Below are 21697 nucleotides of genomic sequence, written 5' to 3' on the forward strand. Positions count from 1 at the left end.
GTCCCTGCGCGTCGCCATGCTCAGCGTCCACACCTCCCCGCTCCACCAGCCCGGGACGGGGGACGCCGGCGGCATGAACGTCTACATGGTCGAGCTCTCCCGCGCCCTCGCCGAACAGGGCCTGGAGGTCGACCTGTTCACCCGCTGCCGGGGCGAGGGCGCGCCCCCGCTCGTCGAGCTCGCGCCGGGCGTGCGGGTCCGGCACCTGCACGCCGGGCCGCGCCGGGCGCTGCCCAAGGAGGCCATGCCCGGCCTGGTGGTGCCGTTCTCGCTGGCCCTGCTCAAGGAGGAGCGGCGCTACGACCTGGTCCACTCGCACTACTGGCTCTCCGGACAGGCGGGCCGGATCGCCTCGGTGGGCTGGCGGATACCGCTCGTGCACACCGCCCACACCCTGGCCCGGGTGAAGAACGCCTCGCTCGCCGAGGGCGACACCCCCGAGCCGGAGCTCCGCGTCCGGGGCGAGCACCAGGTGGTGGGCAGCGCGGACCGGCTGATCGCGAACACGGCCGACGAGGCGGAGGCGCTGCGCTCGCTGTACGGGGCGGAGGGGGCGCGGACCGAGGTCGTACGGCCCGGGGTGGACCTGCGCACCTTCCACCCGGGTGGAGGGACCTCCCGGGCCGCGGGGCCCGGGGGAGGGCGGGCGGCGGCGCGGGCCCGGCTCGGGCTGCCGGCCGACGCGTTCGTGCCGCTCTACGCGGGCCGCATCCAGCCCCTGAAGGGCCCGGACGTCCTCGTACGGGCGGTGGCGGAGCTGCTGCGGGAGGCGCCGGGGCTGCGCCGCCGGCTCCTGGTGCCGGTGGTGGGCGGGCACTCGGGAGCCTCCGCGCAGGGTTCGGTGTGGCGGCTCGCGGAGGAGTTGGGGGTCGCCGACGTGCTGCGGCCCTGCCCGCCCGTACGCCAGGAGCGGCTCGCGGACTGGTACCGGGCGGCGGACGTGCTCGTGGTGCCGTCGCGCAGCGAGTCGTTCGGTCTGGTGGCGGTGGAGGCGCAGGCGTGCGGGACGCCGGTGCTCGCGGCGGCGGTGGGCGGGCTGCCGACGGCGGTGTGGGACGGGGTGACGGGGCTCCTCGTGCGGGGCCACGACCCGGTGGAGTACGCGCGCCGGCTGCACATGCTCGCGACGCACCCGGAAGCGGTGGAGACGATGGGCGCGGCGGCGGTGCGTCATGCGCGCGGGATGAGCTGGCGGGCATCGGCGGCGCGGACCGTCGAGGTGTACCGGGGGGCGCTGGAGCGGGGGGTGGGGCAGGGGCGGCGGCACGCCCCTGCCCCGGCGGCCCCTCTCTCCTGGAGGAACGAGAAGGCCGTAGCACAAGTCTAGCATCTCTTTTGGTTCGACCAAAGGTATGGCGGGCTCCGGATGCCTCAATTCCGTTGTGGTGATGGCGCATTGACGCATCCACGCCATGGCAGATCCACGCACGGAGAATCCCTGGATCCGATTCGGGGGCCGGGACAGAATGGAGATGTCTTCAGGGAAAGCCCGGCGGCACGGGCCCCCGGAAGTCCGAATTCACATTCCAAGTCCTGGAGGAATCATGTCCGTCGCGCAGAACACCGGTATCCGCAAGGCCGTCCGCCAGTTCGTGGTCGCGGCGGTGGCGTGTACGGCGGTCGCCGCCGGCGCCGCCTTCGCCGTCTCCCCCGACAGCGCCCCGGTCACCCCCCACGCCGTCGCCGGCGTCGCGGAGGACAACGGCTGGCCGGTCCCGCCGGTGAACCCGACCCCCACCAACTGATCGAATTCCCCGGGACATTCACCCGGAATTCCCCTGAGCGGCCCCTGACCGGTCCCCCTGACCGGCCCCCCGGGCGATCCCCCCACCGTGAGGCCCCGCAATCGCTGCCACGATTGCGGGGCCCCGCGCATTCCCGCGCCGCCCATTCCCGAGCCGCCCTTCCAGGGCCGCCCTTCCAGGGCCGCCCTTCCCGACCGGCCCCTTCCCGAAAAGGAATCAGTCCAGCCAGCCGAGCCGCACCGCCCGCGCACCCGCCTCGAAACGGCTCGTCGCCCCCAGCTCCTGCATCAGCTCCGAGATCATCCGGCTGACCGTCCGCAGCGACACCCCCAGCGTGCGCGCGATCCGCTCGTCCTTCATCCCCGAGGCCAGCATGTGCAGCGCAGCCCGCTGCTGCTCCGACAGGCCGTCACCGCCCGCCTCCGCCGCCGCCTCGTTCCCGTACGGGGTCGCCGTGTGCCAGCAGTGCTCGTACAGGCTCAGATACGGCCGCACCAGCGCGCTGCCCCGCGCCAGGATCGCGCCCTCGCCCGGCTCCTCGGGCCGGATCGGCACCAGCGCGAACTGCTGGTCGGCGATGATCAGGTTCATCGGCACCACCGGCGCGAGCCGGATCTCCACCCCCAGCTCCGCCCGCTGCCCGAGGAACTTCTCCATCCGCGGGTCCGTCGCCTCCTGCCGGCCGTAGACGGCGCGCACCCGCACCCCGTTGGCGAGCTGCCGCCGGTCCCGGTCGAGCATCAGCTCCGGGTTCTGCCGGCCCGGCGTCCCCGGGTGCATCGAGGCCGAACTCTCCTGCATCACGTCGGTGATGTCCTCGATGGCCTGCTGGATCCTGCGGTAGTCCGTCAGCGCCTCGACGTGCGCCTCCGCCCGGGTCAGCGCCTCGGCCCGCAGATAGGAGCCCGCCAGCACCTCCAGCGTGCTGTACGCCTGGTCCGCCTCGGCCAGGTGCTCCCGCAGCCGCTCCCGCTCCCGCTCCAGGAGCCGCAGCAGCGCGATCTCCGGATCGATCGCCGCCACCGTGTCCGTCTCGGACCGCCAGCTGCCGTCCTGTACGGCGTCGACGGTGGCGTGCACCTGCCCGGTGGGCACGATGAGGCCCAGGGAGAGGAGTTCGCGGCGACATCGCTCGTACTCCTCCGGCGCGAGCCCGAGTTCCCCGCGGACCTCCTCGAAGTCCGAGACGCCCCGGCGGCGCAGCTCCTGGTACACGGCAAGCAGGACGTCGGTCGTGCCGTCCCCCGTGCCGTCGCCCGCGGTGACCATGGCGAAGTGACCCCCTCATCCTCCGAGTCGACCCCGCCCTCACCCCGTCATACGGCGCAGCGGGATTCCGTCGTGCGTTTTCCGCGGCCCGCGCGGCCCCCGTGGGCCGTGCGCGTCCCCCATGACATCCGAACTCCTCGCACTAGCCCACGGGTTCCGGCCCCTCGCCGTCGAGCAGCCCGAGCCGGGCCGCCTTGACGCCGGCCTCGAAGCGACTCGCCGCCCCCAGCTCCTGCATGACCTCGGACAGCAGCCGGCTCACCGTCCGCAGCGAGACGCCGAGGTTGCGCGCGATCTGCTCGTCCTTGATGCCCGAGGCGAGCATCTGCAGCGCGACCCGCTGCTGGTCCGACAGGCCGTCGCCGCCGGACTCCCCGGGCTCCTCGCCGTACCGGGCGGCCGCCTGCCAGCAGTACTCGTACAGCGCGAGGTACGAGCGGACCAGACCCGGCCCGCGGGCGAGGATGACGGGCGAGTCCGGGTCGTGCGGGTCCGTCGGCAGCAGGGCGAAGTTCTCGTCGGCGAGGACCATGTTCATCGGGACGACGGGGGAGAGGCGCAGCTCCACGCCGAGCGCCGCCCGGTCCTCCAGGTGCTGGGTCATCTCGGGCACGGTGCCGACCCGGCGGCTGTACATGGCGCGGACCCGCACCCCGCGGGCGGCCCGGGAGCGGTCCCGCTCCAGCTCGGCGGCCATGTCCTCGCGCCGTACGGACCCGGTGTGCATGACGTGGACGGCGGTCCGGACGGACCCGGTCAGGTCCGCCAGCTCCCGCGCCACCCGCTGCGGATCGGTCACGATCTCGACCTCGACCTCGGAGCGGGGCGCGGCCCCGGCCCGCAGGAACGGCCCGGCGAGGGCTTCGAGGGCGGTGTGCGCGCGGCTGGTCGCGGCGAGCCGCTCCTGGAGCCGGTCGCGCTCCCGGCGCAGCAGCCGCAGCAGGGCGACGTCCGGGTCGAGGACGACGGGGCGGGGGTTCGGGCCCGGGGCCTCGGGGGCGGCGGTGAGTCCTAAGGAGGCGAGTTCGCCGCGACATCGCTCCCGCTCGTCGGGGGAGAGGTCGAGACGGTCGGCGACCTCGTCGAAGCCGGCCTCGGGGCGGGCGCGGAGCTCCTGGTAGACGGCGAGAGCCTGATCGCTCCCCGCCCGGGACACGGCGGCGTTTCTGGACACGGCGCAGCAGACTCCCCTCGGATCCGGCGGACCCTGTCGAATCGCCCCGCTAGACCCTGCCACAAAATCGAACGACACGCACGGAGTTGATCGGGGCCGGAAGGACGGGCACGCGGAGCGGTGACGGCGGCTCAGGCGCCGGATCCGGCCGCCCGGCAGTCGGGGCACAGACCCCGGAAGACGACCTCCGCGTCGTCCACCCGCCACCGCGGCAGGGCGCCGCGGGGCGGCTCCGGCGCGGTCGCGGAGACGTTCTCCACGCGGCCGCACGCGGTGCACAGGGCGTGCTGGTGGGGCGGCCCGGAGATCTCGAACACGGCGGGCAGGCCGGGCCGGTCGAACTTGGCGACCAGGCCGGTCTCCTGGAAGTGCCGCAGCATCTCGTAGACGGCCTGGCTGGTCAGCGTGCCGAGCCGCTCGCGGGCCGTCGTGGTGATCGCCTCGACGTCCAGATGGCCGCCGGCGGCGAGCACCGTGAGCACCTCCAGGCGCGGACCCGTGACCCGCAGCCCGACGTCGCGCAGGCGCTGGATCACCGCCTCGCGGCCCGTCAGCTCTTCCACGACTGCCATCTTCTCCGCCCGCCACCTGGTCGGCCCAAACTTTTGTGGGCATCGTACCTCTTGCTCGTCAACCTCGGCAGGTGCTCTTCGGCCGACCCTCCGCCCGTATCCGTACAGGCCGGCCCACCGCCCGCATCCGTCAGGCCGGTCCTCCGCCCGTATCCGTACGGGCGGCCCACCGTCCGTGTCGGCCGTCCGGTCCGGGTCGGTCGTCCGCCCCGTCTCAGTCGTCCGTCCTGCACACCAGGAGAACGGACTCGGTCCGCTCGTCGATCCGGTGGCGCCGCCGGCCCTCGATGTGCAGCCCCGCCGAGTGCAGCTCGGCCGCGAGCCGCTCGGGATCGACGATCCACTTGTCCGTGGTCAGCACCACCCGCTCCGAGGAGAGCTTGCCGGTCCTGGCGGCGTAGTACGTGATCCGCTCGCTCATCGACGGCAGGTCGAAGACCTGCCGGGCCACCACCCACTCGTCGATGCCGTCGAAGCGCGGCACCTGGAACGCCCAGGTCCGCCGCGGCTCCGCGATCAGCCCCGGCAGCTGGTGCGCGGTGTAGTCGAGGGCGAGCGCCCCGCCCGTCTCCAGGTGGGCGGCGACCTCGCGCAGCAGCTCCGGCCGGCTGGCCGGCGGGACGGCCGAGACCATCGCGCCCGCGAGCAGCGCCAGCCGGTAGCTGCCCTCCAGGCGGAGCTCGGTCAGGTCCGCGCGGTGGGTGACGACGAGCCCGGCCACCTGCGGGCCGATCCGGCGGGCCCAGCCTTCGAGGCGCTCCAGGGCCGAGGCGTCCCGGTCCACGGCTTCCACGGCGAAGCCGTGCCGGGCGAACGGGACGGCGAGCCGCCCGGCGCCGGAGCCGAGGTCGAGGACGGGTCCGCCGGTGGAGCGGGCGAGGCTGAGGTAGCGGACGATGTCCGCGCTGTGCGGGCCGAGCAGGGCGTCGTGCAGCCAGACCGAGCCCTCGTCGGCGGGGGAGACCGATTCGAGCCCGGGGAGGGTGTCGGCGGTGACCCGGACGCCGGCGCCGGGGGCGGGCTCCTGGCCGAGGCCGTATCGGGACGGCAGGACCGGAGCGAGCGCTGCGGGCACGACGGGCAGGGAAGTGCCGCTCGGTGTGTGCATCGCTCCTCCAGGGGCTCGCTCGGTCCATGCCGTCCGGACGCGAGGTACCCGTGCCGCCGGGCCCGCGCCGCTGAACCCATCCTGACCTGGGAGCGAACCCCCGATCCACCGGATCGGGCTGCGTGAACACGCGATGGCGTGGATCTGCCACGGTGGGCTTCGGCCGAGCGGCCGGAGGAGGGCGGCCGGCCGGTCGAGCGGCCGGAGGAGGGGGGCCGGTCAGTCGAGCGGCCGGCTCCACCGCCTCGGGGAGAGCGCCGCGAAGCCGAGGCGGGCGTAGAAGGGGAGCGCCGGGTCGGCCTCCGCCGGGAGCTCCACGCGCTGCTCCCGGGCCCCGTAGCCGCGCATCCGCTCGGTCGCGGCGGCGAGCAGGGCCGTGCCGACGCCGGCCCGGCGCGCGCCGGGCTCCACCGCCAGCGCGTACACCTCGCCCTCGCCCGGTACCGGGACGCCACCGGCGGCGACGCCGACGACCGCGCCCTCCGGGCCCGTGGCGACCAGCCAGCCGAGCCAGCCGGGCGCGCCTCCCGGAATTTCAATTTCCGCGCGTATGCGGGGGAGGGCGCATTGGGCGGAGATCAGCCGGCGCATCGGGATTTCGTCCAGTATTCCGGCGTAGCTGCTCCGGATGGTGTCGGCAAGCAGTCTGGATATCGTGGTCGCGTCGCCGGCCGCTGCCGTACGAACGCCGGCGAGCTGCATTGGTTGTGCACCCTTCGACGTGCCGAGTCCGAGCCCCAACGTACCCACAATAGCGGCGTATTCCGTGATCCGTGACCGATGCGAAATCTACGAATTCGCTTAGTAAATAACGGTGTTCACGTATTCCCGGGGAACGAGCAGCACGCGATGACCAGGGGGGCCATCGCGAGCCCCGCCGCCGCGATCGTCAGCACCCCGTACAGCACGGGGTGTCCCGCGCTGTACGGGGTGAGGATGCGCCGCATCCGCAGTGCCGCCGAGGGGCCGCCCGCCCCGAACGCGGACCGCGGCGCCCGCCCCGAGGCCAGCGCGTACAGCGCCGTCGCCAGCGCGTCCCGCGTGCACCGGCGCAACGCCCGGTCGTCCGCGGCCATTTCGAGCAGCAGGGGTACGGCGGGCCCGCCGTGGCGCGCGAGCGGGAGGCGCGGGAAGACGACCGCGAAGGCCTCCGCCGCCGCGACGAGGAGGTGGTGCCGGCCCGCGATGTGCGCCCGCTCGTGCGCGAGGGCCGCGGCGAGCTGGGCGGGCGTCAGGGCGTGCACCGCGCCGGAGGAGACGACGACCCGGCGCGAGCGGCCCGGCAGGCAGTAGACGGCGGGCCGGTCGTCGTCGAGGACGGTGGCCCGCAGCGCGGGGTCGTACCGGCCGACGAGCCGCAGCACGCCCGCGTGCCGCGCCCGCATCCGCCGGGCCCTGGCGAGGCGGCGCACGAACGCGACGGTGGGCGCCGACAGGACGAGGAGCGAGAGGCAGAAGGCGAGCCCTTCGCGCCCGTCGAGGTCCAGCAACTGGTCGAGGGTGGGCGGCCGGAGCGTGAACAGCATGTCCGCCAGCCGGTGGCTGTCGTCGCCCGACAGGACCAGCTGGGCGGGCAGCAGCGCGGCACCGGCGGCGAAGCCGGCGCCGCACGCGGCCCAGACGCCGAGGGCGAGCCGGGGCGCCTGCTGGGCCCAGCGGGCCCGGGCCACCAGCCAGGGCACGACGAAGCCGGTGAGGAGGGCGAGACCGAGCGGGACGAGGAGGTGGTGGTTCACGCGCGGCCTCCGGCCCGGCCGTCCGGGACGTCAGGGGCGGCGGGGGCTTCGCCCCGGGCGGTGCGGAGGGCCGCGTCCAGGGCGGCCATGTCCTCGTCCGAGATGACCTCGACGAAGCGGAGGAGGGCGGCGGGGCGGTCCCGGCTGTCGCCGAGGGCGTCCCGCATCAGGCCCGCCGTGTACTCCTCGCGCCCGCGGACCGGCTCGTACAGCCAGGCCCGCCCGGACTTCTCGCGCCGGAGCCAGCCCTTGCGGTGCAGGATGTCCGCCACCGTCATCACCGTCGTGTAGGCGACCCGGCGGCCCCGGTTGATGTCGTCGACGATCTCGCGGACCGTGGCGGGCCGCTGCCATGCCCACAGTCGGTCCATGATCTCGGCCTCCAGCTCTCCCAGCCGGCGCACGCGCATCCCCTCCCCCATAGGGCCTGTCATCGTACGGGCCGCTTCCCCGCGCCAGGTATACCCCCCAGGGGTACGATGGCGGGATGTCGACCCTCATGAAGAACCGCCCCTGCGCGAAGGTCTGCGACTCCGGTCTCCCCGGTGCGGTGGAGCTGGTGCTCCTCCGCGAGCTGCTCGGCCTCTGTCTCCGGCTGAGCCTCACGCTGTCCGCCGACTGCCCTTCGCGCAAGGGCGGTTGATGTCCGTCCGTGTCTCCGTCAGGTCCGGATCAGCCGGGCGATGGCCTTGGAGGCCTCGCCCACCTTCACCTTCGCCTGGTCCCCGCCCTGGGCGATGGCCTCCGTGACGCAGCAGCTCAGGTGCTCGTCCAGGAGGGCCACCGCGCAGGACTGGAGGGCCGCGTTGATGGCGGAGACCTGGGTGAGGACGTCGATGCAGTAGACGTCCTCGTCCACCATCCGCTGCACCCCCCTGACCTGGCCCTCGATGCGCCTCAGCCGTCTGATGATGTCTTCCTTGTGCTGTCCGTAACCGGCCACGACGGGCTCCTCGGGGATCAGGGGTTCACAGGGCGGGAATGATCAGCGGTCGGCGGCCTGGAAGCCCCGCAGGCGGAGGCTGTTGCCGACCACGAAGACCGAGGAGAAGGCCATGGCGGCGCCCGCGATCATCGGGTTGAGCAGTCCGGCCGCGGCGAGCGGCAGGGCGGCCACGTTGTAGGCGAAGGCCCAGAAGAGGTTGGAGCGGATGGTGCCGAGGGTCCTGCGGGAGAGCCGGATCGCGTCGGCCGCGGCCCGCAGGTCTCCCCGTACGAGGGTCAGGTCGCCGGCCTCGATGGCGGCGTCCGTGCCCGTGCCCATCGCGAGCCCCAGGTCCGCCTGGGCGAGCGCGGCGGCGTCGTTCACGCCGTCGCCGACCATGGCGACCGAACGTCCCTCGCCCTGGAGGCGCTTGACCACGTCGACCTTGTCCTGCGGCATGACCTCGGCGATGACCTCGTCGATGCCGACCTCGGCGGCGACGGCCTCGGCGACCGCCTTGTTGTCACCGGTGAGCAGGATCGGCGTCAGGCCGAGCGCGCGGAGCCGCTTGACGGCCTCGGCGCTGGTCTCCTTGACGGCGTCGGCGACCTCCAGGACCGCGCGGGCCTTCCCGTCCCAGGCGACCGCGATGGCCGTCTTGCCGGCCTTCTCGGCCTCGTCCTTCGCGGACCTGAGCCCGGCGGGCAGCTCCATCGCCCACTCTTCGAGCAGCTTCTCGCGGCCGACGAGGACGGCGTGGCCCTCGACGACGCCCTGGACGCCGAGCCCGGGGACGTTGGCGAAGTCCTCGGGGGTGGGCAGGGTGCCGACCTTGGCGGCGGCGCCGGTGGCGACGGCCTGGGCGATGGGGTGCTCGGAGGAGTGCTCCAGGGCGCCGGCCAGGCGCAGGACGTCGGTCTCGTCGGTGCCCTCGGCGGTGTGGACCTTGATGAGGGTCATGCGGCCGGTGGTGACGGTGCCGGTCTTGTCGAGGACGATCGTGTCGACCTTGCGGGTGGTCTCCAGGACCTCGGGGCCCTTGATGAGGATGCCGAGCTGGGCGCCGCGGCCGGTGCCGACCATGAGGGCGGTCGGGGTGGCCAGGCCGAGGGCGCAGGGGCAGGCGATGATCAGGACGGCGACGGCGGCGGTGAACGCGGCGGTCAGCCCCTGTCCCGTACCCAGCCAGAAGCCGAGGGTGCCGAGCGCGAGGGCGATGACGATCGGCACGAAGACGGCCGAGATCTTGTCGGCGAGGCGCTGGGCGGCGGCCTTGCCGTTCTGCGCGTCCTCGACGAGCTTCGCCATGCGGGCGAGCTGGGTGTCGGAGCCGACGCGGGTGGCCTCGACGACCAGGCGGCCGCCGGCGTTCAGGGTGGCGCCGGTGACGGAGTCGCCGACCCCGACCTCGACGGGCACGGACTCGCCGGTGAGCATGGAGGCGTCGACGGCGGAGGACCCTTCGACGACCGTGCCGTCCGTGGCGATCTTCTCGCCGGGGCGGACCAGGAAGCGGTCCCCGACCTGGAGTTCGGCGGTCGGCACGGTGACCTCGCGGCCGTTCCTCAGAACGGTCACCTCCTTGGCGCCCAGCTGCATCAGCGCCTTGAGCGCGGCGCCCGCCTTGCGCTTCGAGCGGGCCTCGAAGTACCGGCCGGCCAGGATGAAGGCGGTGACGCCGGCCGCGGCCTCCAGGTAGATGTTCCCGGCGCCGTCGGTGCGGGCGATCGTGAACTCGAAGGGGTGCGTCATGCCGGGCGTGCCGGCCGTGCCGAAGAACAGCGCCCACAGCGACCAGAGGAACGCGGCGATCGTGCCGACCGAGATCAGGGTGTCCATGGTGGCCGCGCCGTGCTTGGCGTTGGTCCAGGCGGCCTTGTGGAAGGGCCAGGCGGCGTAGACGACGACCGGGGCGGCGAGCGTGAGGCTCAGCCACTGCCAGTACTCGATCTGGAGCGCCGGGACCATCGCCATCGCGATGACGGGCACGGCGAGCGAGACGGCGGTGACCAGCCGCTGCTTCAGGGGCCGCAGCTCCTCGTCGGCCTTCTCCTCGTCGGTGGGGCCCTCGGCGCCGGGCGTCCCGCTCTTCGGCGGCTCGGGCTCCTGGGCGGTGTAGCCGGTGGCCTCGACGGTGGCGATCAGGTCGGCGACGGCGATGTCGGCGTCGAAGGTGACCTTCGCCTTCTCGGTGGCGTAGTTGACGGTGGCCTCGACCCCGTCCATGCGGTTGAGCTTCTTCTCGATGCGGGCCGCGCACGAGGCGCAGGTCATGCCGCCGATGGCGAGCTCGACCTGGGCGGTGCCCGGAGTGGTCGTGGTCATTTCCTGCTCCTCGGGTGTAGCGGGGTTCGGGGGCCGGGGTCCGGGCGTGGTGGCGGGCGGACCCCGGCGGCCGGGGTGGTGCGGGCGGTGTCCGCCTGCCGGGCGGACCGTCGGGTACCGGGACGGGGGACGCCGGCGGGGTGCCGGTCTGCCCGGCGGCGGATCAGGCCCGGCCGGTCAGCTCGTAGCCCGCGTCGTCGACGGCCGCGGTGATCGCGGCGTCGTCGGGCTCGCCGCCGGTGGTCACGGTCACCAGGCCGCCGGCGACGTCGACGTCGACGGAGATGACGCCGTCGAGGGCGCTGACGGACTTGGTGATCGCGCTCTTGCAATGGCCGCACGTCATGCCGGAGACGGCGTAGACGGTCACGGTGCTGTCGGCGACCGCGACGGCGGTGGTCTCCGTGGTCGAGCAGCTGTTGTCGGGGGTGCAGCAGGAGCCCATGGCTTCCTCCTCGGTCGGTTCCTCGTCCGGATACCCTCGGGGGGTATCTGGTTGTGAGGTCATGTATACCCCCCAGTGGTATCCGGTGCAAGTGGGGGAGTGACTTGACTTGATACCCCCCAGGGGTATGGTGAAGTGCATCGGACGCACGAAGGACCACGCCACCCCACACGTACGGAGAGCAGTCATGAACACCGGAGTGAAGATCACCGCCTTTGCCGCCGCGCTCGCCGCGACCTTCGGGACCGCGTACGGGGTCGGCAAGGGGGTCGGCCCCGTCGAGGAGCCGAAGAAGGCGGAGCACGGCGACCACGCGGAGGCGGCCCCGGCCGGCGGCCACGAGGGCCACGAGGAGGGCGCCACCGCCCCGGCCCCGGACCTCCCCGGCGGCCTCCAGGTCTCCCAGGACGGCTACACCCTCGCCCTGGAGACCCCCACCCCCGCCGTCGGCCGCAGCACCCTGAAGTTCTCCGTCAGGGACGCGGCCGGCAGGAAGGTCACCGCCTTCACCACCGAGCACGGCAAGGAGCTGCACTTCATCGTCGCCTCGCGCGACCTCAACACCTTCCGCCACCTGCACCCGGTGAAGGCCGCCGACGGCACCTGGTCGGTGGACGCGGACCTGCCCGCCGCCGGTGGTTACAAGGCCTTCGCCGACTTCAAGCCGGCGGCCGCGGCGAAGGGCGTCACGCTCGGCGCCGACCTCGCGGTCCCGGGGGCGTACGCCCCGAAGCCGCTGCCCGCCGTGGCCCCGACCGCGACCGTGGACGGCTACCAGGTCCGCCTGGGCGGAGTCCTGGACCCGGGCAGGGCGGGCGAGTTGAGGCTCACCGTCACCAAGGGCGGGAAGCCGGTCACCGACCTGGAGCCCTACCTCGGCGCGTACGGACACCTCGTCGCCCTGCGCGACGGCGACCTCGCCTACCTCCACGTGCACCCGAACGAGGGCGGCCCCGGCCCGGACGTCTCCTTCACGGCGACGGCGCCCAGCGCGGGCACGTACCGCCTCTTCCTCGACTTCCAGCACGAGGGGAAGGTCCGCACGGCGGCCTTCACGGTGAAGGCGGGAGCGACGGGCAGGGCCCCCGCCCCGGCCCCCGCTCCGGCCGCGAGTGGAACGGGTGAGGCGGGGCACGGTGCAGGAGAGCACGCGCACGGCTAGTCTGGACATTGGACTAGACCTGTAGAGCCGTCATTCATGGAGGAACGGGCGCGATGACCGACCGTGCAGTGCTTGAGGTGATCGCCCTCGACGAGGAGGACGCGGTCGCCGCCCAGACCGGTGGCGCCGACCGGCTCGAACTCGTCACCGACATGGCGGCGGACGGGCTCACCCCGTCCACGGCGTCCTTCGCCGCCATCCGGGCGGCCGTCGACATCCCGCTGCGCGTGATGCTCCGCCTCGCCGACGGCTTCGCGGCCGGCGACGTCGACGCCCTGGTCGGCCGGGCGGAGGAACTCCGCTCGGCGGGCGCGACCGAATTCGTCCTCGGCTTCCTCACCCCCGACGGCGAACCGGACCTGGTGGCCGTCGAGCGCCTGATCGCCGTCCTGGACGGTTGCCACTGGACCTTCCACCGGGCGATCGACCGCGCCGCCGACCGCGACGGCCTGCGCAAGCTCCTCGCCGACCTGCCCGGCCTCGACACCTACCTGACGGCCGGCGCGGCGACCGGCGTCGACGACGGCCTGCCGACCCTCCGCGCCGAAGCCGCCCACGCGGGCGAACCGGGCTACGAGGCCCGGATCCTCGTCGGCGGCGGCCTCCGCCTCGACCACCTCCCCGCCCTCCGCGCGGCCGGCCTCACCGCCTTCCACATCGGCGGCGCGGCCCGCCCCCGGGGCTGGGCCCACCCGGTCGCGGCGGAAGCGGTACGGACGTGGCGCGAGGCGATCGACGGGTAGGTCCCGGCCGCCCTCACCCGAGCAGGCGCTCCCGGTCCCGCCAGGCGGCCTCCCACTGCCGGGTCATCGCCGGGTAGACGACGAGGTACCGGAAGGGGGCGATCAGGGACATGTAGAGGCGGCCGAGGCGGCCGTTGGGCTTCACCAGCACCGCCATGCGCAGCTCGTGGCCGCCGTCGGGCGCCTCCACCCAGCCCAGGTGCATCACCGCGTGCACGGTCCCGTTCGCCAGTTCGAGGGCGCACTCGTCGGGCAGCCTGTACAGGGGCAGGAACGGGCCCGGGCCGAGGACGTGCTCCGCCGTCGCCGTCAGGTCCTCCGGCATGCGCGTGCGGAGCGACCGGACCCGTGGGCCGATGCCCGCCCGGGGCTTGTCCCAGCCGAGCAGGGCGCCCAGCTTCCAGCGCACCGCGAAGAGGAACCTCGCCGGCCCGGTCTCCTGGCCGAGGGCGGCGCCGGCGGCGATCGCCGCGAGCACGTGCGGGAAGTCGTCGGGCCCGGCGCCCGGGGTGCGGAAGGACCAGACGTCCTCGGTCGTGAAGTCGGGGACGAACGCGTGGATCCGCCACGGCCGGGTGGTGTGTTCGGTGACGGGGAGCTTCATGGCGCTGCCGCCTTCCCAGTTCTATACGCTTGCGTATAACGACGAGGCCAACGATGCCAGACCTGATGTACGGAGGCGTATATTCGGTCGGCGAGTGAGGGAGGACACACCGTGGGCGCCGCACGCACACCCCGCGAACGCTGGGTCGAGGAGGGACTGGCCGTCCTCGCCGACGGCGGGCCCGACGCCGTCCGCGTCGAAGCCCTCGCCAAACGCCTCGGCGTCACCAAAGGCGGCTTCTACGGCCACTTCGCCGACCGCGACGCCCTCCTCGCCGCCATGCTCGACACCTGGGAACGGGAAGCCGCCGACCAGGTCGTCGACCGCGTCCGGCAGGAACCGGACGGCGACCCGAGAGCCCTCATCACCCTCGCCGGCATGCTCACCTTCTCCGGCGACCGGCTGCGCCCCATCGACCTCGCCGTCCGCGACTGGGCCCGGCGCGACGAGACCGTCGCCGCCCGCCTGCGCCGCGTCGACAACCGGCGCATGGAACTGCTCCGCGAGATGATCGGCACCTTCTGCGCCGACCCCGACGAGGTCGAGGCCCGCTCCCTCATCGCCTTCTGCGTGGCCATCGGCCACCACTTCCTCGCCGCCGACCACCGGGGCCGCACCCGCACCGAGGTCCTCGCCCGCGCGGGCGACCTGATCCTGGACCGGCCGGAGGAGCCGCCGACATCCCGTGGCGTCCGTCGAAATCCCGTGGCCCGGAAGGACCTTGACGGCTAGCTTCACCCTCATGACCGCCCCCGCCATCGACACCGCCCTCGTCGAACGGCTGATCGCCGCCCAGTTCCCCGACTGGGCGGGGCTTCCCGTGCGGGAGGTGGACTCCGCCGGCACCGACAACGCCGTGTTCCGGCTCGGCGACGACCTCGCCGTACGGCTCCCGAAGGCCGACTGGGCCGTCGGGCAGGCCGAGAAGGAGCAGCGCTGGCTGCCCCGCCTCGCGCCGCACCTGACCCTGCCCGTGCCCGTGCCGGTCGGGCGGGGAGTGCCGGGCGAGGGGTACGACCGGGCGTGGTCGGTGTTCGCCTGGCTGGACGGCGACGACGCGTACGACGTCCCGCTCACCGATCTCACCCACGCCGCCGTCGAGTTGGGCCGCTTCGGCGCCTCCCTGCGCGCCGTCGACGCGACCGGCGGTCCCGCCTCCTGGCGGGGCGGTCCGGTGGGCGGGCGCGACGCGGAGACGCGGGAGGCGATCCTCGCGCTCGGCGCCGACGACCCCGACGCGGCCCGGGCCGCCACGGCCGCCTGGGAAGCGGTGCTGCGGGCGCCGGAGTGGGACGGGGAGCCCGTCTGGCTCCACGGCGACCTGCTGCCCGGCAACCTCCTCGGCCGCGCCGGACGCCTGACCGCCGTCATCGACTTCGGCGGCCTCGGCACCGGAGACCCCGCCGCCGACATGATGTGCGCCTGGACGCTGCTCACCGCCGAGACCCGGCCCCTCTTCCGGGAAGCCGCCGGGGCCGACGACGCGACCTGGGCGCGCGGCCACGGCTGGGCACTCTCCTGGGGCCTGATGACGGAGCAGTACTACCGCGTCGAGAACCCGGCCCTGGCCGCGGTCGCCCGCCGCACCTTCGCCGAAGCCCTCGCCGACACCCCGTAACGGCCCGCGCCGGGGTCACACCGGTTCCGCCACCAGCTCCACCTCGAAGCCGTCCTCGTTCTCCAGGTACGCCGCGTAGTGCCCGTCCCCGCCCGCGTACGGATGCCGGTCCGCGAACAGCAGGCGCCAGCCGTGTGCCGGGGCCTCGGCCGCGAGGGCGTCGACGGCCGCCCGGTCGCCCGCGTGGAAGGCCAGGTGGTTGAGGCCCGGGCGGAGGCGGTCGTGCCGGTCCGACGTACGCGCCGGGGACTGCTCGACGACCAGGTAGCAGGAGCCGAGCGCCCAGCTCCGGCCGCCCTCCCAGGACTGGAAGGGCGCGTAGCCGAGCGCCCCGAGCAGCCAGCCGAGGCTCCGCTCGGCCCGCGCCAGGTCGCCCACCCACAGCTCGACGTGGTGCAGTGCCCCGACGCGGGCGGTCACAGCGCGCCCAACTGCTCGGGCAGCGGCGCCGAGTGGACCACCGTCAGGCCCGACACCGCACGCGTCAGCGCCACGTACAGCCGACGCAGACCCGTCCGCTCGTCCGGTTCGCCGTCGACGACGGCCGCCGGCTCGTCCAGGACCACGTAGTCGTACTCCAGACCCTTCGCGAGCGAGGCCGGGACCAGCGTGAGGCGCGACTCGGCCGTCGTCTCCTCGCCGGGGGAGAGGTGTGCCAGACCGGCCGCCGCCAGCGCCTCCGCGAGCGGCGCGATCCGCGCGTCCGCGGCGATCAGGCCGATCGAGCCCTCGTGCGCCAGCGCCTCCACGCAGGCCGCGACGACGTCCTCGTCGAGCGCGTCACTGGGACGGACGTCGAGGGATCCGGGGTTCTCCCGCACGGACTCCACCGCCGCGAGCCCCGGCGACATGTGCGGAAGGAGCCGCGAGGCGTACGCGATCACCTCGCGCGGCACGCGGAAACCGGCCGTCAGCTCCTCCACCACCGCCTCCGGCTTCCCCAGGTGCCCGAGCGCCTGCGCCCAGCTCTCCGTCGCCCACGGCGTCGTGCCCTGCGCCAGGTCGCCCAGGACCGTCGCCGAACCGGTCGTGCAGCGGCGGCCCACCGCCCGGTACTGCATGGGGGACAGGTCCTGCGCCTCGTCGAGGACCACGTGCCCGAGCGAGTGCGTCCGCTCCACCAGGTCCTTCGCCTCGTCGATGAGGACGGCGTCCGCCGCCGACCACTTCGCCGCCTTCACGCTCCGCGCCGGCTTCGCCCACAGCAGCAGCTTCTGCTCGTCCTCCGTGAGCAGCCCCTCCGCGTGCTCGGCGAGGAACTCGGCGTCGCTCAGTAGCCGCAGCACCAGCTTCGCCGGCTCGACCGGCGGCCAGCACTCCTTCACGACGGCCTTCACCGCCGCGTTCCGCGCGACCGCGTTCTGCACCCGGTCGTCGGGCGCCTCGCCGGCCTCCTCCATCCGGACCAGGACGGCGTGCGCGATGCGCTGCGGCAGGGCCTCGCGGGCGGCGCCGTACCGGATGTCGCGGTCCAGCAACTCCCTTACGATCTCCTCCAGTTCGTACGCCGGGACCCGCCAGCGGCGCGAACCGCGCACCACCATCAGGGGCTCCTTCGGCAGCGTCACGTGCGAACGGACCGCCCGCCGCAGCACCTCCGCCATCCGCGCGTCGCCCTTCACGACCGCCGTCGCCGCCTCGTCCGTGCCCCGCACCTCGACGTGCGCGACGAGGTCGTCGACCGTCGCCTGCTGGACCTCCAACTCGCCGAGCGCGGGCAGGACCTGCTCGATGTAGTGGAGGAAGGAACGGTTCGGCCCGATGACCAGGGTGCCGGTGCGGGCGAGTCGCTCCCGGTGCGCGTAGAGGAGGTACGCGACACGGTGCAGGCCGACGGCCGTCTTTCCGGTCCCCGGACCTCCCTGCACGCACACCGTTCCGGACAGGTCGGAGCGGACGATGCCGTCCTGCTCCGGCTGGATGGTGGCGACGATGTCCCGCATGGGGCCGACGCGGGGCCGCTCGATCTCGGCCTGGAGGAGACGGCTGGTGTGTTCCAGCTCCTCGGGGTCGGAGAGGTGCTCGTCCTCGTACGCGGTGAGCTCGCCGCCCGTGTAGCCGAAGCGGCGCCGCAGCCCCACGTCCTGCGGGTCCTTCTTCGACGCCTGGTAGTACGGCTGCGAGACCGGCGCACGCCAGTCGATCACCATCGGGTCGCCGTCGGCGTCGTGGACGTGCCGCCGCCCGATGTAGAACCGCTGCCCCTCCTGCGTGGTGTGCAGGTAGTCGAGCCGCCCGAAGAACAGCGGGGTGTCGGCGAGGTCCGCGAGCGCCTTGATCCGCTCCTCGATCTGCCGCCCGAGCACCAGGGAGTTGACCCAGTTCGCGGTGACGTCCTTGATGTCGAGCGCCTCGACGTCCTCGCGCATCGCGCGCAGCGCGGCGCGGGAGGAGGTCAGATGGGCGCGCTCGCGCGCGAGCGGATCGTCGGGCGCACCGGGAGCGTCGGATGCGGTGGATGCGGACACGGTGAAGCCTCCGGGCAGGTGGATACGCGGACACGACAGAGTGGCCGCCGGTTTCCGACCGGGCGGCGGCGCTCCACGGAGGGAGGCGGGGAAGCCGACGAGTCTAACTCCGGCGATCGGCCGGAGCGAATCCTTTTCCCTTAGGGGGTGCCTTGCCGATCAGGCCGGGCTCGCGGCGTCTGGCACCGCGCCTCGCCGCGTTGTCGTCGGTCGACAACGCTCCTTCCCCAAGTTCTCGGCTTCGCTCGAACAGGGGAGACCCCACTGCCTCCCTCCTCCGCCTTGCGATGCACGGCACCAGACGCCGCTCCCTGATCCGGCCTGATCGGCAAGACACCCCCTAGGGGAAGGGGTCCGACGCGAGGGGGACCGGGGTTCCACCCCCAGGCCGATGTATCCGCAATGTCCGGATTCCATCATGGAGGCATGGCAGCGACGACCTTCCCCCTCGTGACCGACGTCCCCCGTGCCCGCCCCCACCGCCTCACCACCGCCCTCCGCGCGATACGCGCCTTCGGCGGCGCGGCGGCGACGGTCGCCCTCCTGGGCGACTACGGCCCACCGGAGGCGGGCGTCCGCGACCCCCGCCCGACGTACGCGGGAGCCCGCGAGCGCACCGAGCGCCTCTGAACCCCACCCGATCCCCTCGCACGCGCTCCGGCGTGCAACTCTTCGCCGTCCTCGACGGTCTCCTCATCGCATCGCTCTGTTTTCGAAGCAGTGAGGAACACAGGAGATCATGAGGAAGTCCTCCTTCGGCCGTCTCGCGCGGCTCGCCGCGTGCGCCACCGCGGCCGGCCTGGTCACCGTCGGCGTGACCGCCGCGCCGGCCGCCGCGGACAGCGACCAGCTGTGGATCGTGTCCCCCTGGGAGCTCGCGCTGCCCAAGGGCGTCGACGGCGGCGAGGCCCCGGCCGTCACGCTCGGCCTGGGGCTGTACCACGACAACCCCGGCGTCCGCGTGACCGACGGCGAGCTCACCGTCGACGTCTCCGGCCTGAGCGGCGTCGCCGACGTCACCTGGCCGGACACCTGCGCCCCGTCCGGCGCCACCGCCGTCTGCTCCTTCCCCGAGGTCCCGCTGACCGGCGAAGCCTCCGTGGAGGTGAAGCTGCGCGCCGCCGCCGGCACCGAGGCGGGCGTCACCGGCCAGATCACGTACCGGGGCACGGCCCACACCGACACCGGCCTGATGACCGCGTCCAACGGCTCCACCACCGTCCGCGTCGCGTCCGGCCCCGACCTCGTCGTCACCCAGGCCGCGCCGGTGACCGGCGTCGCCCCCGGCAGCACCGTCCCGGTGACGGTCTCCGCGGTGAACCGGGGCAACGAGCCGGCGAACGGCGTCCAGGTCACCCTGTACGCCACCCGCGGCCTCGACCTCGGCACCGTCGCCCCGCAGTGCGTCAGCGAGCCGCTCGGCGAGGGCACGATCAAGCCGATCACCAAGATCGACTGCACCTTCGACGACGTCGTGGCCCCGGGCGGCTCCTTCGCCCTGCCGGCGGCGCTGCAGGCGAAGACCGCCCCGTACGCGCTGTCCGAGCGCATCGACATCGGCGTGCACGCCCGCGGCGCCGCCGAGGACCTCGACCCGGGGAACAACGGCACGGTCGCCTCGATCGGCGTCGCCAACACCGCGGACTTCGCGGTCCGCGGCGCGCGGCTCACCGCCGCCGCCGGCGAGACCGTCCGCGCGGACGTGACCTTCCGCAACCGCGGCCCGGCCTGGATCGCCAACCTCGGCTCGGGCGACCCGGTCGGCTCCGTCGACGTCACCGTCCCGCGGGGCTCCACCGCCACCGCCGTGCCGGACGCCTGCGAGCCGCGCACCGCGGACGGCGGCTGGTGGGAGGGCGAGGTGCGCACCGGCGCGCCGCGCTACGTGTGTCAGCTGCCGATCTGGGTGGCCGAGAAGCAGACGGTGACCTTCCCGTTCGAGCTGCGCGTCGACACGGTCGTCACCGGCGCGAAGGGCGCGATCGTCCTGAACCCGCCGTACGGCACGGGCTTCCCGTTCGACCCGAACGCCGACAACGACAAGGCGAAGCTGGTCCTGAACCCGGCGGTCTGACGAACGGAGCGGAGGGCCCCGGTGCGGGACCCTCCGCTCCTCCCCGGGCTCGGCCTCAGCCCAGCAGCTCGTCCGCGTCCACGATCCGGTACGCGTACCCCTGCTCCGCCAGGAAGCGCTGCCGGTGCGCCGCGAAGTCCTGGTCGATCGTGTCCCGCGCGACCACCGAGTAGAAGTGCGCCTGGTGGCCGTCCGCCTTCGGCCGCAGCACCCGGCCCAGGCGCTGCGCCTCCTCCTGGCGGGAACCGAAGGTGCCCGACACCTGGATGGCGACCGTCGCCTCCGGCAGGTCGATCGAGAAGTTCGCGACCTTCGACACCACGAGCACGTTGATCTCGCCGTTGCGGAACGCGTCGAAGAGCTTCTCCCGCTGCGCGTTCGAGGTCTCGCCCTTGATGACCGGCGCGTCCAGGTGCGCGCCGAGCTCGTCCAGCTGGTCGATGTACTGCCCGATGACGAGGATCTGCTGCCCGGCGAACTTCTTCACCAGGGCCTCCGTCACCTTCCGCTTCGTCGCCGTCGTCGCGCAGAAGCGGTACTTCTCCTCCGCCTCGGCCGTCGCGTACGCGAGCCGCTCCGAGTCGGTCAGGTTCACCCGCACCTCGACGCAGTCGGCGGGCGCGATGTACCCCTGCGCCTCGATCTCCTTCCACGGCGCGTCGAACCGCTTCGGACCGATCAGCGAGAACACGTCGGACTCCCGCCCGTCCTCCCGCACGAGCGTCGCGGTCAGCCCGAGCCGCCGCCGCGCCTGCAGATCGGCGGTGAACTTGAAGACCGGCGCGGGCAGCAGGTGCACCTCGTCGTAGACGATGAGCCCCCAGTCCCGGGAGTCGAAGAGCTCCAGGTGGGGATAGATCCCCTTCCGCTTCGTCGTCAGCACCTGGTACGTGGCGATGGTGACCGGACGGATCTCCTTGCGGGTGCCGCTGTACTCGCCGATCTCGTCCTCGGTCAGCGAGGTCCGCTTCACCAGCTCGTGCTTCCACTGCCGGGCGGAGACCGTGTTCGTGACGAGGATCAGCGTCGTCGCCTTCGCCTGCGCCATCGCCCCGGCCCCGACCAGCGTCTTGCCCGCGCCACAGGGCAGCACGACGACACCGGAGCCGCCGTGCCAGAAGCCGTCGACGGCCTGCTTCTGGTACGGGCGCAGCGACCAGCCGTCCTCGGCCAGGTCGATCCGGTGCGCCTCGCCGTCCACGTACCCGGCGAGGTCCTCGGCCGGCCAGCCCAGCTTCAGCAGCGTCTGCTTGATCTGCCCGCGCTCGGATGGGTGCACGGCCACGGTGTCCGGGTCGATCCGCGCCCCGACCAGCGGCTGCACCTTCTTGGACCGGAGGATCTCCTCCAGGACGGGCCGGTCGGTCGTGGTCAGCACGAGCCCGTGCGTGGGGTGCTTGGAGAGCGTGAGCCGCCCGTACCGGGCCATGGTCTCGGCGATGTCGACGAGCAGCGCGTGCGGCACGGGGTAGCGCGAGTACTCGACGAGCGCGTCGACGACCTGCTCGGCGTCGTGCCCCGCGGCCCGCGCGTTCCACAGCCCCAGCGGCGTCACCCGGTAGGTGTGGATGTGCTCCGGCGCCCGCTCCAGCTCCGCGAACGGCGCGATGGCCCGACGGCAGGCCTCGGCGAGCTCGTGGTCGACCTCCAGGAGCAGCGTCTTGTCGCTCTGGACGATGAGTGGCCCATTCACGTGCGATCTGGTCCTTCCCGGGCCGCTTTCGGTGAC

General features: G+C 73.5%; 23 protein-coding genes. 9 read left to right on the plus strand and 14 right to left on the minus strand.

Features of this window, described 5'->3' with window-relative positions:
- Positions 1-16 precede the first annotated feature (16 nt).
- Both mshA and ACIGW4_RS24535 read left to right on the plus strand, forming a co-directional pair.
- A complete protein-coding gene (gene mshA, locus ACIGW4_RS24530) occupies positions 17-1327 on the plus strand; it encodes a D-inositol-3-phosphate glycosyltransferase (protein WP_399582958.1) in 1311 nt (436 codons plus the stop codon).
- 217 nt (positions 1328-1544) lie between these two features.
- Positions 1545-1745, plus strand: a complete 201-nt coding sequence (locus tag ACIGW4_RS24535) for a hypothetical protein (RefSeq protein WP_123454257.1) — start codon at positions 1545-1547, stop codon at positions 1743-1745.
- A gap of 216 nt (positions 1746-1961) precedes the next feature.
- Here the strand turns inward: ACIGW4_RS24535 and ACIGW4_RS24540 are convergent, their stop codons facing one another.
- The 7 genes from ACIGW4_RS24540 to ACIGW4_RS24570 form a co-directional block, all read right to left on the minus strand.
- Positions 1962-3014: a helix-turn-helix transcriptional regulator gene (locus ACIGW4_RS24540; protein ID WP_123454259.1), complete on the minus strand. Its 1053-nt coding sequence runs from the start codon at positions 3012-3014 to the stop codon at positions 1962-1964.
- 142 nt (positions 3015-3156) lie between these two features.
- Entirely contained in the window at positions 3157-4188 is a 1032-nt protein-coding gene (locus tag ACIGW4_RS24545) for a LuxR C-terminal-related transcriptional regulator (RefSeq protein WP_399582860.1), read from the minus strand.
- 131 nt (positions 4189-4319) lie between these two features.
- Positions 4320-4760 carry a Fur family transcriptional regulator gene (locus tag ACIGW4_RS24550; RefSeq protein WP_260174427.1) on the minus strand — a complete coding sequence of 147 codons (441 nt, stop codon included), beginning with the start codon at positions 4758-4760 and terminating at the stop codon, positions 4320-4322.
- Positions 4761-4974: 214 nt separating this feature from the next.
- Positions 4975-5835, minus strand: coding sequence for a methyltransferase domain-containing protein (locus ACIGW4_RS24555; protein WP_359591560.1), 861 nt, complete (start codon positions 5833-5835; stop codon positions 4975-4977).
- 252 nt (positions 5836-6087) lie between these two features.
- Positions 6088-6570, minus strand: a complete 483-nt coding sequence (locus ACIGW4_RS24560; RefSeq protein ID WP_123454267.1) for an N-acetyltransferase — start codon at positions 6568-6570, stop codon at positions 6088-6090.
- A 116-nt stretch (positions 6571-6686) separates the two neighbouring features.
- Entirely contained in the window at positions 6687-7604 is a 918-nt protein-coding gene (locus ACIGW4_RS24565) for a M56 family metallopeptidase (RefSeq protein ID WP_123454269.1), read from the minus strand.
- Positions 7601-8008: a BlaI/MecI/CopY family transcriptional regulator gene (locus ACIGW4_RS24570; RefSeq protein WP_399582862.1), complete on the minus strand. Its 408-nt coding sequence runs from the start codon at positions 8006-8008 to the stop codon at positions 7601-7603. Before ACIGW4_RS24570 ends, ACIGW4_RS24565 begins: the two co-directional genes overlap by 4 nt.
- An 83-nt stretch (positions 8009-8091) precedes the next feature.
- On the opposite strand from ACIGW4_RS24570, the gene ACIGW4_RS24575 reads away from it, so the two are divergent.
- Positions 8092-8247: a hypothetical protein gene (locus ACIGW4_RS24575; RefSeq protein WP_398714192.1), complete on the plus strand. Its 156-nt coding sequence runs from the start codon at positions 8092-8094 to the stop codon at positions 8245-8247.
- A gap of 18 nt (positions 8248-8265) precedes the next feature.
- On the opposite strand, the gene ACIGW4_RS24580 is transcribed toward ACIGW4_RS24575, so the two are convergent.
- The 3 genes from ACIGW4_RS24580 to ACIGW4_RS24590 all read right to left on the minus strand — a co-directional run bounded on the left by ACIGW4_RS24580 (position 8266) and on the right by ACIGW4_RS24590 (position 11299).
- The gene (locus tag ACIGW4_RS24580; RefSeq protein WP_015035316.1) at positions 8266-8547 is read right to left on the minus strand and encodes a metal-sensitive transcriptional regulator; all 282 of its coding nucleotides are present in this window, start codon (positions 8545-8547) and stop codon (positions 8266-8268) included.
- Positions 8548-8589: 42 nt separating this feature from the next.
- Complete coding sequence (locus ACIGW4_RS24585; RefSeq protein WP_123454271.1) at positions 8590-10854, minus strand: cation-translocating P-type ATPase; 2265 nt, start codon at positions 10852-10854, stop codon at positions 8590-8592.
- Between the two features lie 163 nt (positions 10855-11017).
- A complete protein-coding gene (locus ACIGW4_RS24590; protein WP_041130551.1) occupies positions 11018-11299 on the minus strand; it encodes a heavy-metal-associated domain-containing protein in 282 nt (93 codons plus the stop codon).
- A gap of 187 nt (positions 11300-11486) precedes the next feature.
- On the opposite strand from ACIGW4_RS24590, the gene ACIGW4_RS24595 reads away from it, so the two are divergent.
- A complete protein-coding gene (locus tag ACIGW4_RS24595) occupies positions 11487-12461 on the plus strand; it encodes a hypothetical protein (protein ID WP_399582865.1) in 975 nt (324 codons plus the stop codon).
- A gap of 53 nt (positions 12462-12514) precedes the next feature.
- On the plus strand, positions 12515-13204 hold the full coding sequence (locus ACIGW4_RS24600) for a copper homeostasis protein CutC (RefSeq protein ID WP_399582866.1): 690 nt from the start codon (positions 12515-12517) through the stop codon (positions 13202-13204).
- A gap of 13 nt (positions 13205-13217) precedes the next feature.
- On the opposite strand, the gene ACIGW4_RS24605 is transcribed toward ACIGW4_RS24600, so the two are convergent.
- On the minus strand, positions 13218-13808 hold the full coding sequence (locus ACIGW4_RS24605) for a DUF2867 domain-containing protein (protein WP_123454277.1): 591 nt from the start codon (positions 13806-13808) through the stop codon (positions 13218-13220).
- A gap of 111 nt (positions 13809-13919) precedes the next feature.
- Between ACIGW4_RS24605 and ACIGW4_RS24610 the strand changes: the two genes are divergently transcribed.
- Entirely contained in the window at positions 13920-14540 is a 621-nt protein-coding gene (locus tag ACIGW4_RS24610; protein ID WP_398714199.1) for a TetR/AcrR family transcriptional regulator, read from the plus strand.
- Positions 14541-14550: 10 nt separating this feature from the next.
- Positions 14551-15426 (plus strand): aminoglycoside phosphotransferase family protein, encoded by an 876-nt coding sequence (locus ACIGW4_RS24615; RefSeq protein ID WP_399582869.1) that lies wholly within the window; start codon positions 14551-14553, stop codon positions 15424-15426.
- Positions 15427-15441: 15 nt separating this feature from the next.
- On the opposite strand, the gene ACIGW4_RS24620 is transcribed toward ACIGW4_RS24615, so the two are convergent.
- Both ACIGW4_RS24620 and ACIGW4_RS24625 read right to left on the minus strand, forming a co-directional pair.
- On the minus strand, positions 15442-15846 hold the full coding sequence (locus ACIGW4_RS24620) for a VOC family protein (protein WP_123454283.1): 405 nt from the start codon (positions 15844-15846) through the stop codon (positions 15442-15444).
- A complete protein-coding gene (locus ACIGW4_RS24625) occupies positions 15843-17894 on the minus strand; it encodes a HelD family protein (RefSeq protein ID WP_399582870.1) in 2052 nt (683 codons plus the stop codon). The genes ACIGW4_RS24620 and ACIGW4_RS24625 overlap by 4 nt, the downstream gene beginning before the upstream one ends.
- 426 nt (positions 17895-18320) lie before the next feature.
- Between ACIGW4_RS24625 and ACIGW4_RS24630 the strand changes: the two genes are divergently transcribed.
- Together ACIGW4_RS24630 and ACIGW4_RS24635 are read left to right on the plus strand one after the other, a co-directional pair.
- Complete coding sequence (locus tag ACIGW4_RS24630; RefSeq protein ID WP_260174429.1) at positions 18321-18524, plus strand: hypothetical protein; 204 nt, start codon at positions 18321-18323, stop codon at positions 18522-18524.
- A gap of 109 nt (positions 18525-18633) precedes the next feature.
- The gene (locus tag ACIGW4_RS24635; RefSeq protein ID WP_399582871.1) at positions 18634-19968 is read left to right on the plus strand and encodes a hypothetical protein; all 1335 of its coding nucleotides are present in this window, start codon (positions 18634-18636) and stop codon (positions 19966-19968) included.
- Positions 19969-20023: 55 nt separating this feature from the next.
- On the opposite strand, the gene ACIGW4_RS24640 is transcribed toward ACIGW4_RS24635, so the two are convergent.
- Positions 20024-21661 carry a DNA repair helicase XPB gene (locus ACIGW4_RS24640; RefSeq protein WP_398714291.1) on the minus strand — a complete coding sequence of 546 codons (1638 nt, stop codon included), beginning with the start codon at positions 21659-21661 and terminating at the stop codon, positions 20024-20026.
- Between the last annotated feature and the right edge of the window lie 36 nt (positions 21662-21697).

Origin of the sequence: Streptomyces sp. NPDC053513, from assembly GCF_044544765.1 — a bacterium.
In the GTDB taxonomy this organism is placed as follows: Bacteria; Actinomycetota; Actinomycetes; order Streptomycetales; family Streptomycetaceae; genus Streptomyces; species Streptomyces litmocidini.

Bases quoted from the DNA above. Each gene is read 5' to 3' on its own strand.
- ACIGW4_RS24595 (WP_399582865.1), top strand. From the start codon at position 11,487: ATGAACACCGGAGTGAAGATCACCGCCTTTGCCGCCGCGCTCGCCGCG.
- ACIGW4_RS24540 (WP_123454259.1), bottom strand. From the start codon at position 3,014: ATGGTCACCGCGGGCGACGGCACGGGGGACGGCACGACCGACGTCCTG.
- ACIGW4_RS24550 (WP_260174427.1), bottom strand. From the start codon at position 4,760: ATGGCAGTCGTGGAAGAGCTGACGGGCCGCGAGGCGGTGATCCAGCGC.
- ACIGW4_RS24560 (WP_123454267.1), bottom strand. From the start codon at position 6,570: ATGCAGCTCGCCGGCGTTCGTACGGCAGCGGCCGGCGACGCGACCACG.
- ACIGW4_RS24575 (WP_398714192.1), top strand. From the start codon at position 8,092: ATGTCGACCCTCATGAAGAACCGCCCCTGCGCGAAGGTCTGCGACTCC.
- ACIGW4_RS24590 (WP_041130551.1), bottom strand. From the start codon at position 11,299: ATGGGCTCCTGCTGCACCCCCGACAACAGCTGCTCGACCACGGAGACC.
- ACIGW4_RS24635 (WP_399582871.1), top strand. From the start codon at position 18,634: ATGAGGAAGTCCTCCTTCGGCCGTCTCGCGCGGCTCGCCGCGTGCGCC.
- ACIGW4_RS24615 (WP_399582869.1), top strand. From the start codon at position 14,551: ATGACCGCCCCCGCCATCGACACCGCCCTCGTCGAACGGCTGATCGCC.
- ACIGW4_RS24600 (WP_399582866.1), top strand. From the start codon at position 12,515: ATGACCGACCGTGCAGTGCTTGAGGTGATCGCCCTCGACGAGGAGGAC.
- ACIGW4_RS24535 (WP_123454257.1), top strand. From the start codon at position 1,545: ATGTCCGTCGCGCAGAACACCGGTATCCGCAAGGCCGTCCGCCAGTTC.
- ACIGW4_RS24585 (WP_123454271.1), bottom strand. From the start codon at position 10,854: ATGACCACGACCACTCCGGGCACCGCCCAGGTCGAGCTCGCCATCGGC.
- ACIGW4_RS24605 (WP_123454277.1), bottom strand. From the start codon at position 13,808: ATGAAGCTCCCCGTCACCGAACACACCACCCGGCCGTGGCGGATCCAC.
- ACIGW4_RS24630 (WP_260174429.1), top strand. From the start codon at position 18,321: ATGGCAGCGACGACCTTCCCCCTCGTGACCGACGTCCCCCGTGCCCGC.
- mshA (WP_399582958.1), top strand. From the start codon at position 17: ATGCTCAGCGTCCACACCTCCCCGCTCCACCAGCCCGGGACGGGGGAC.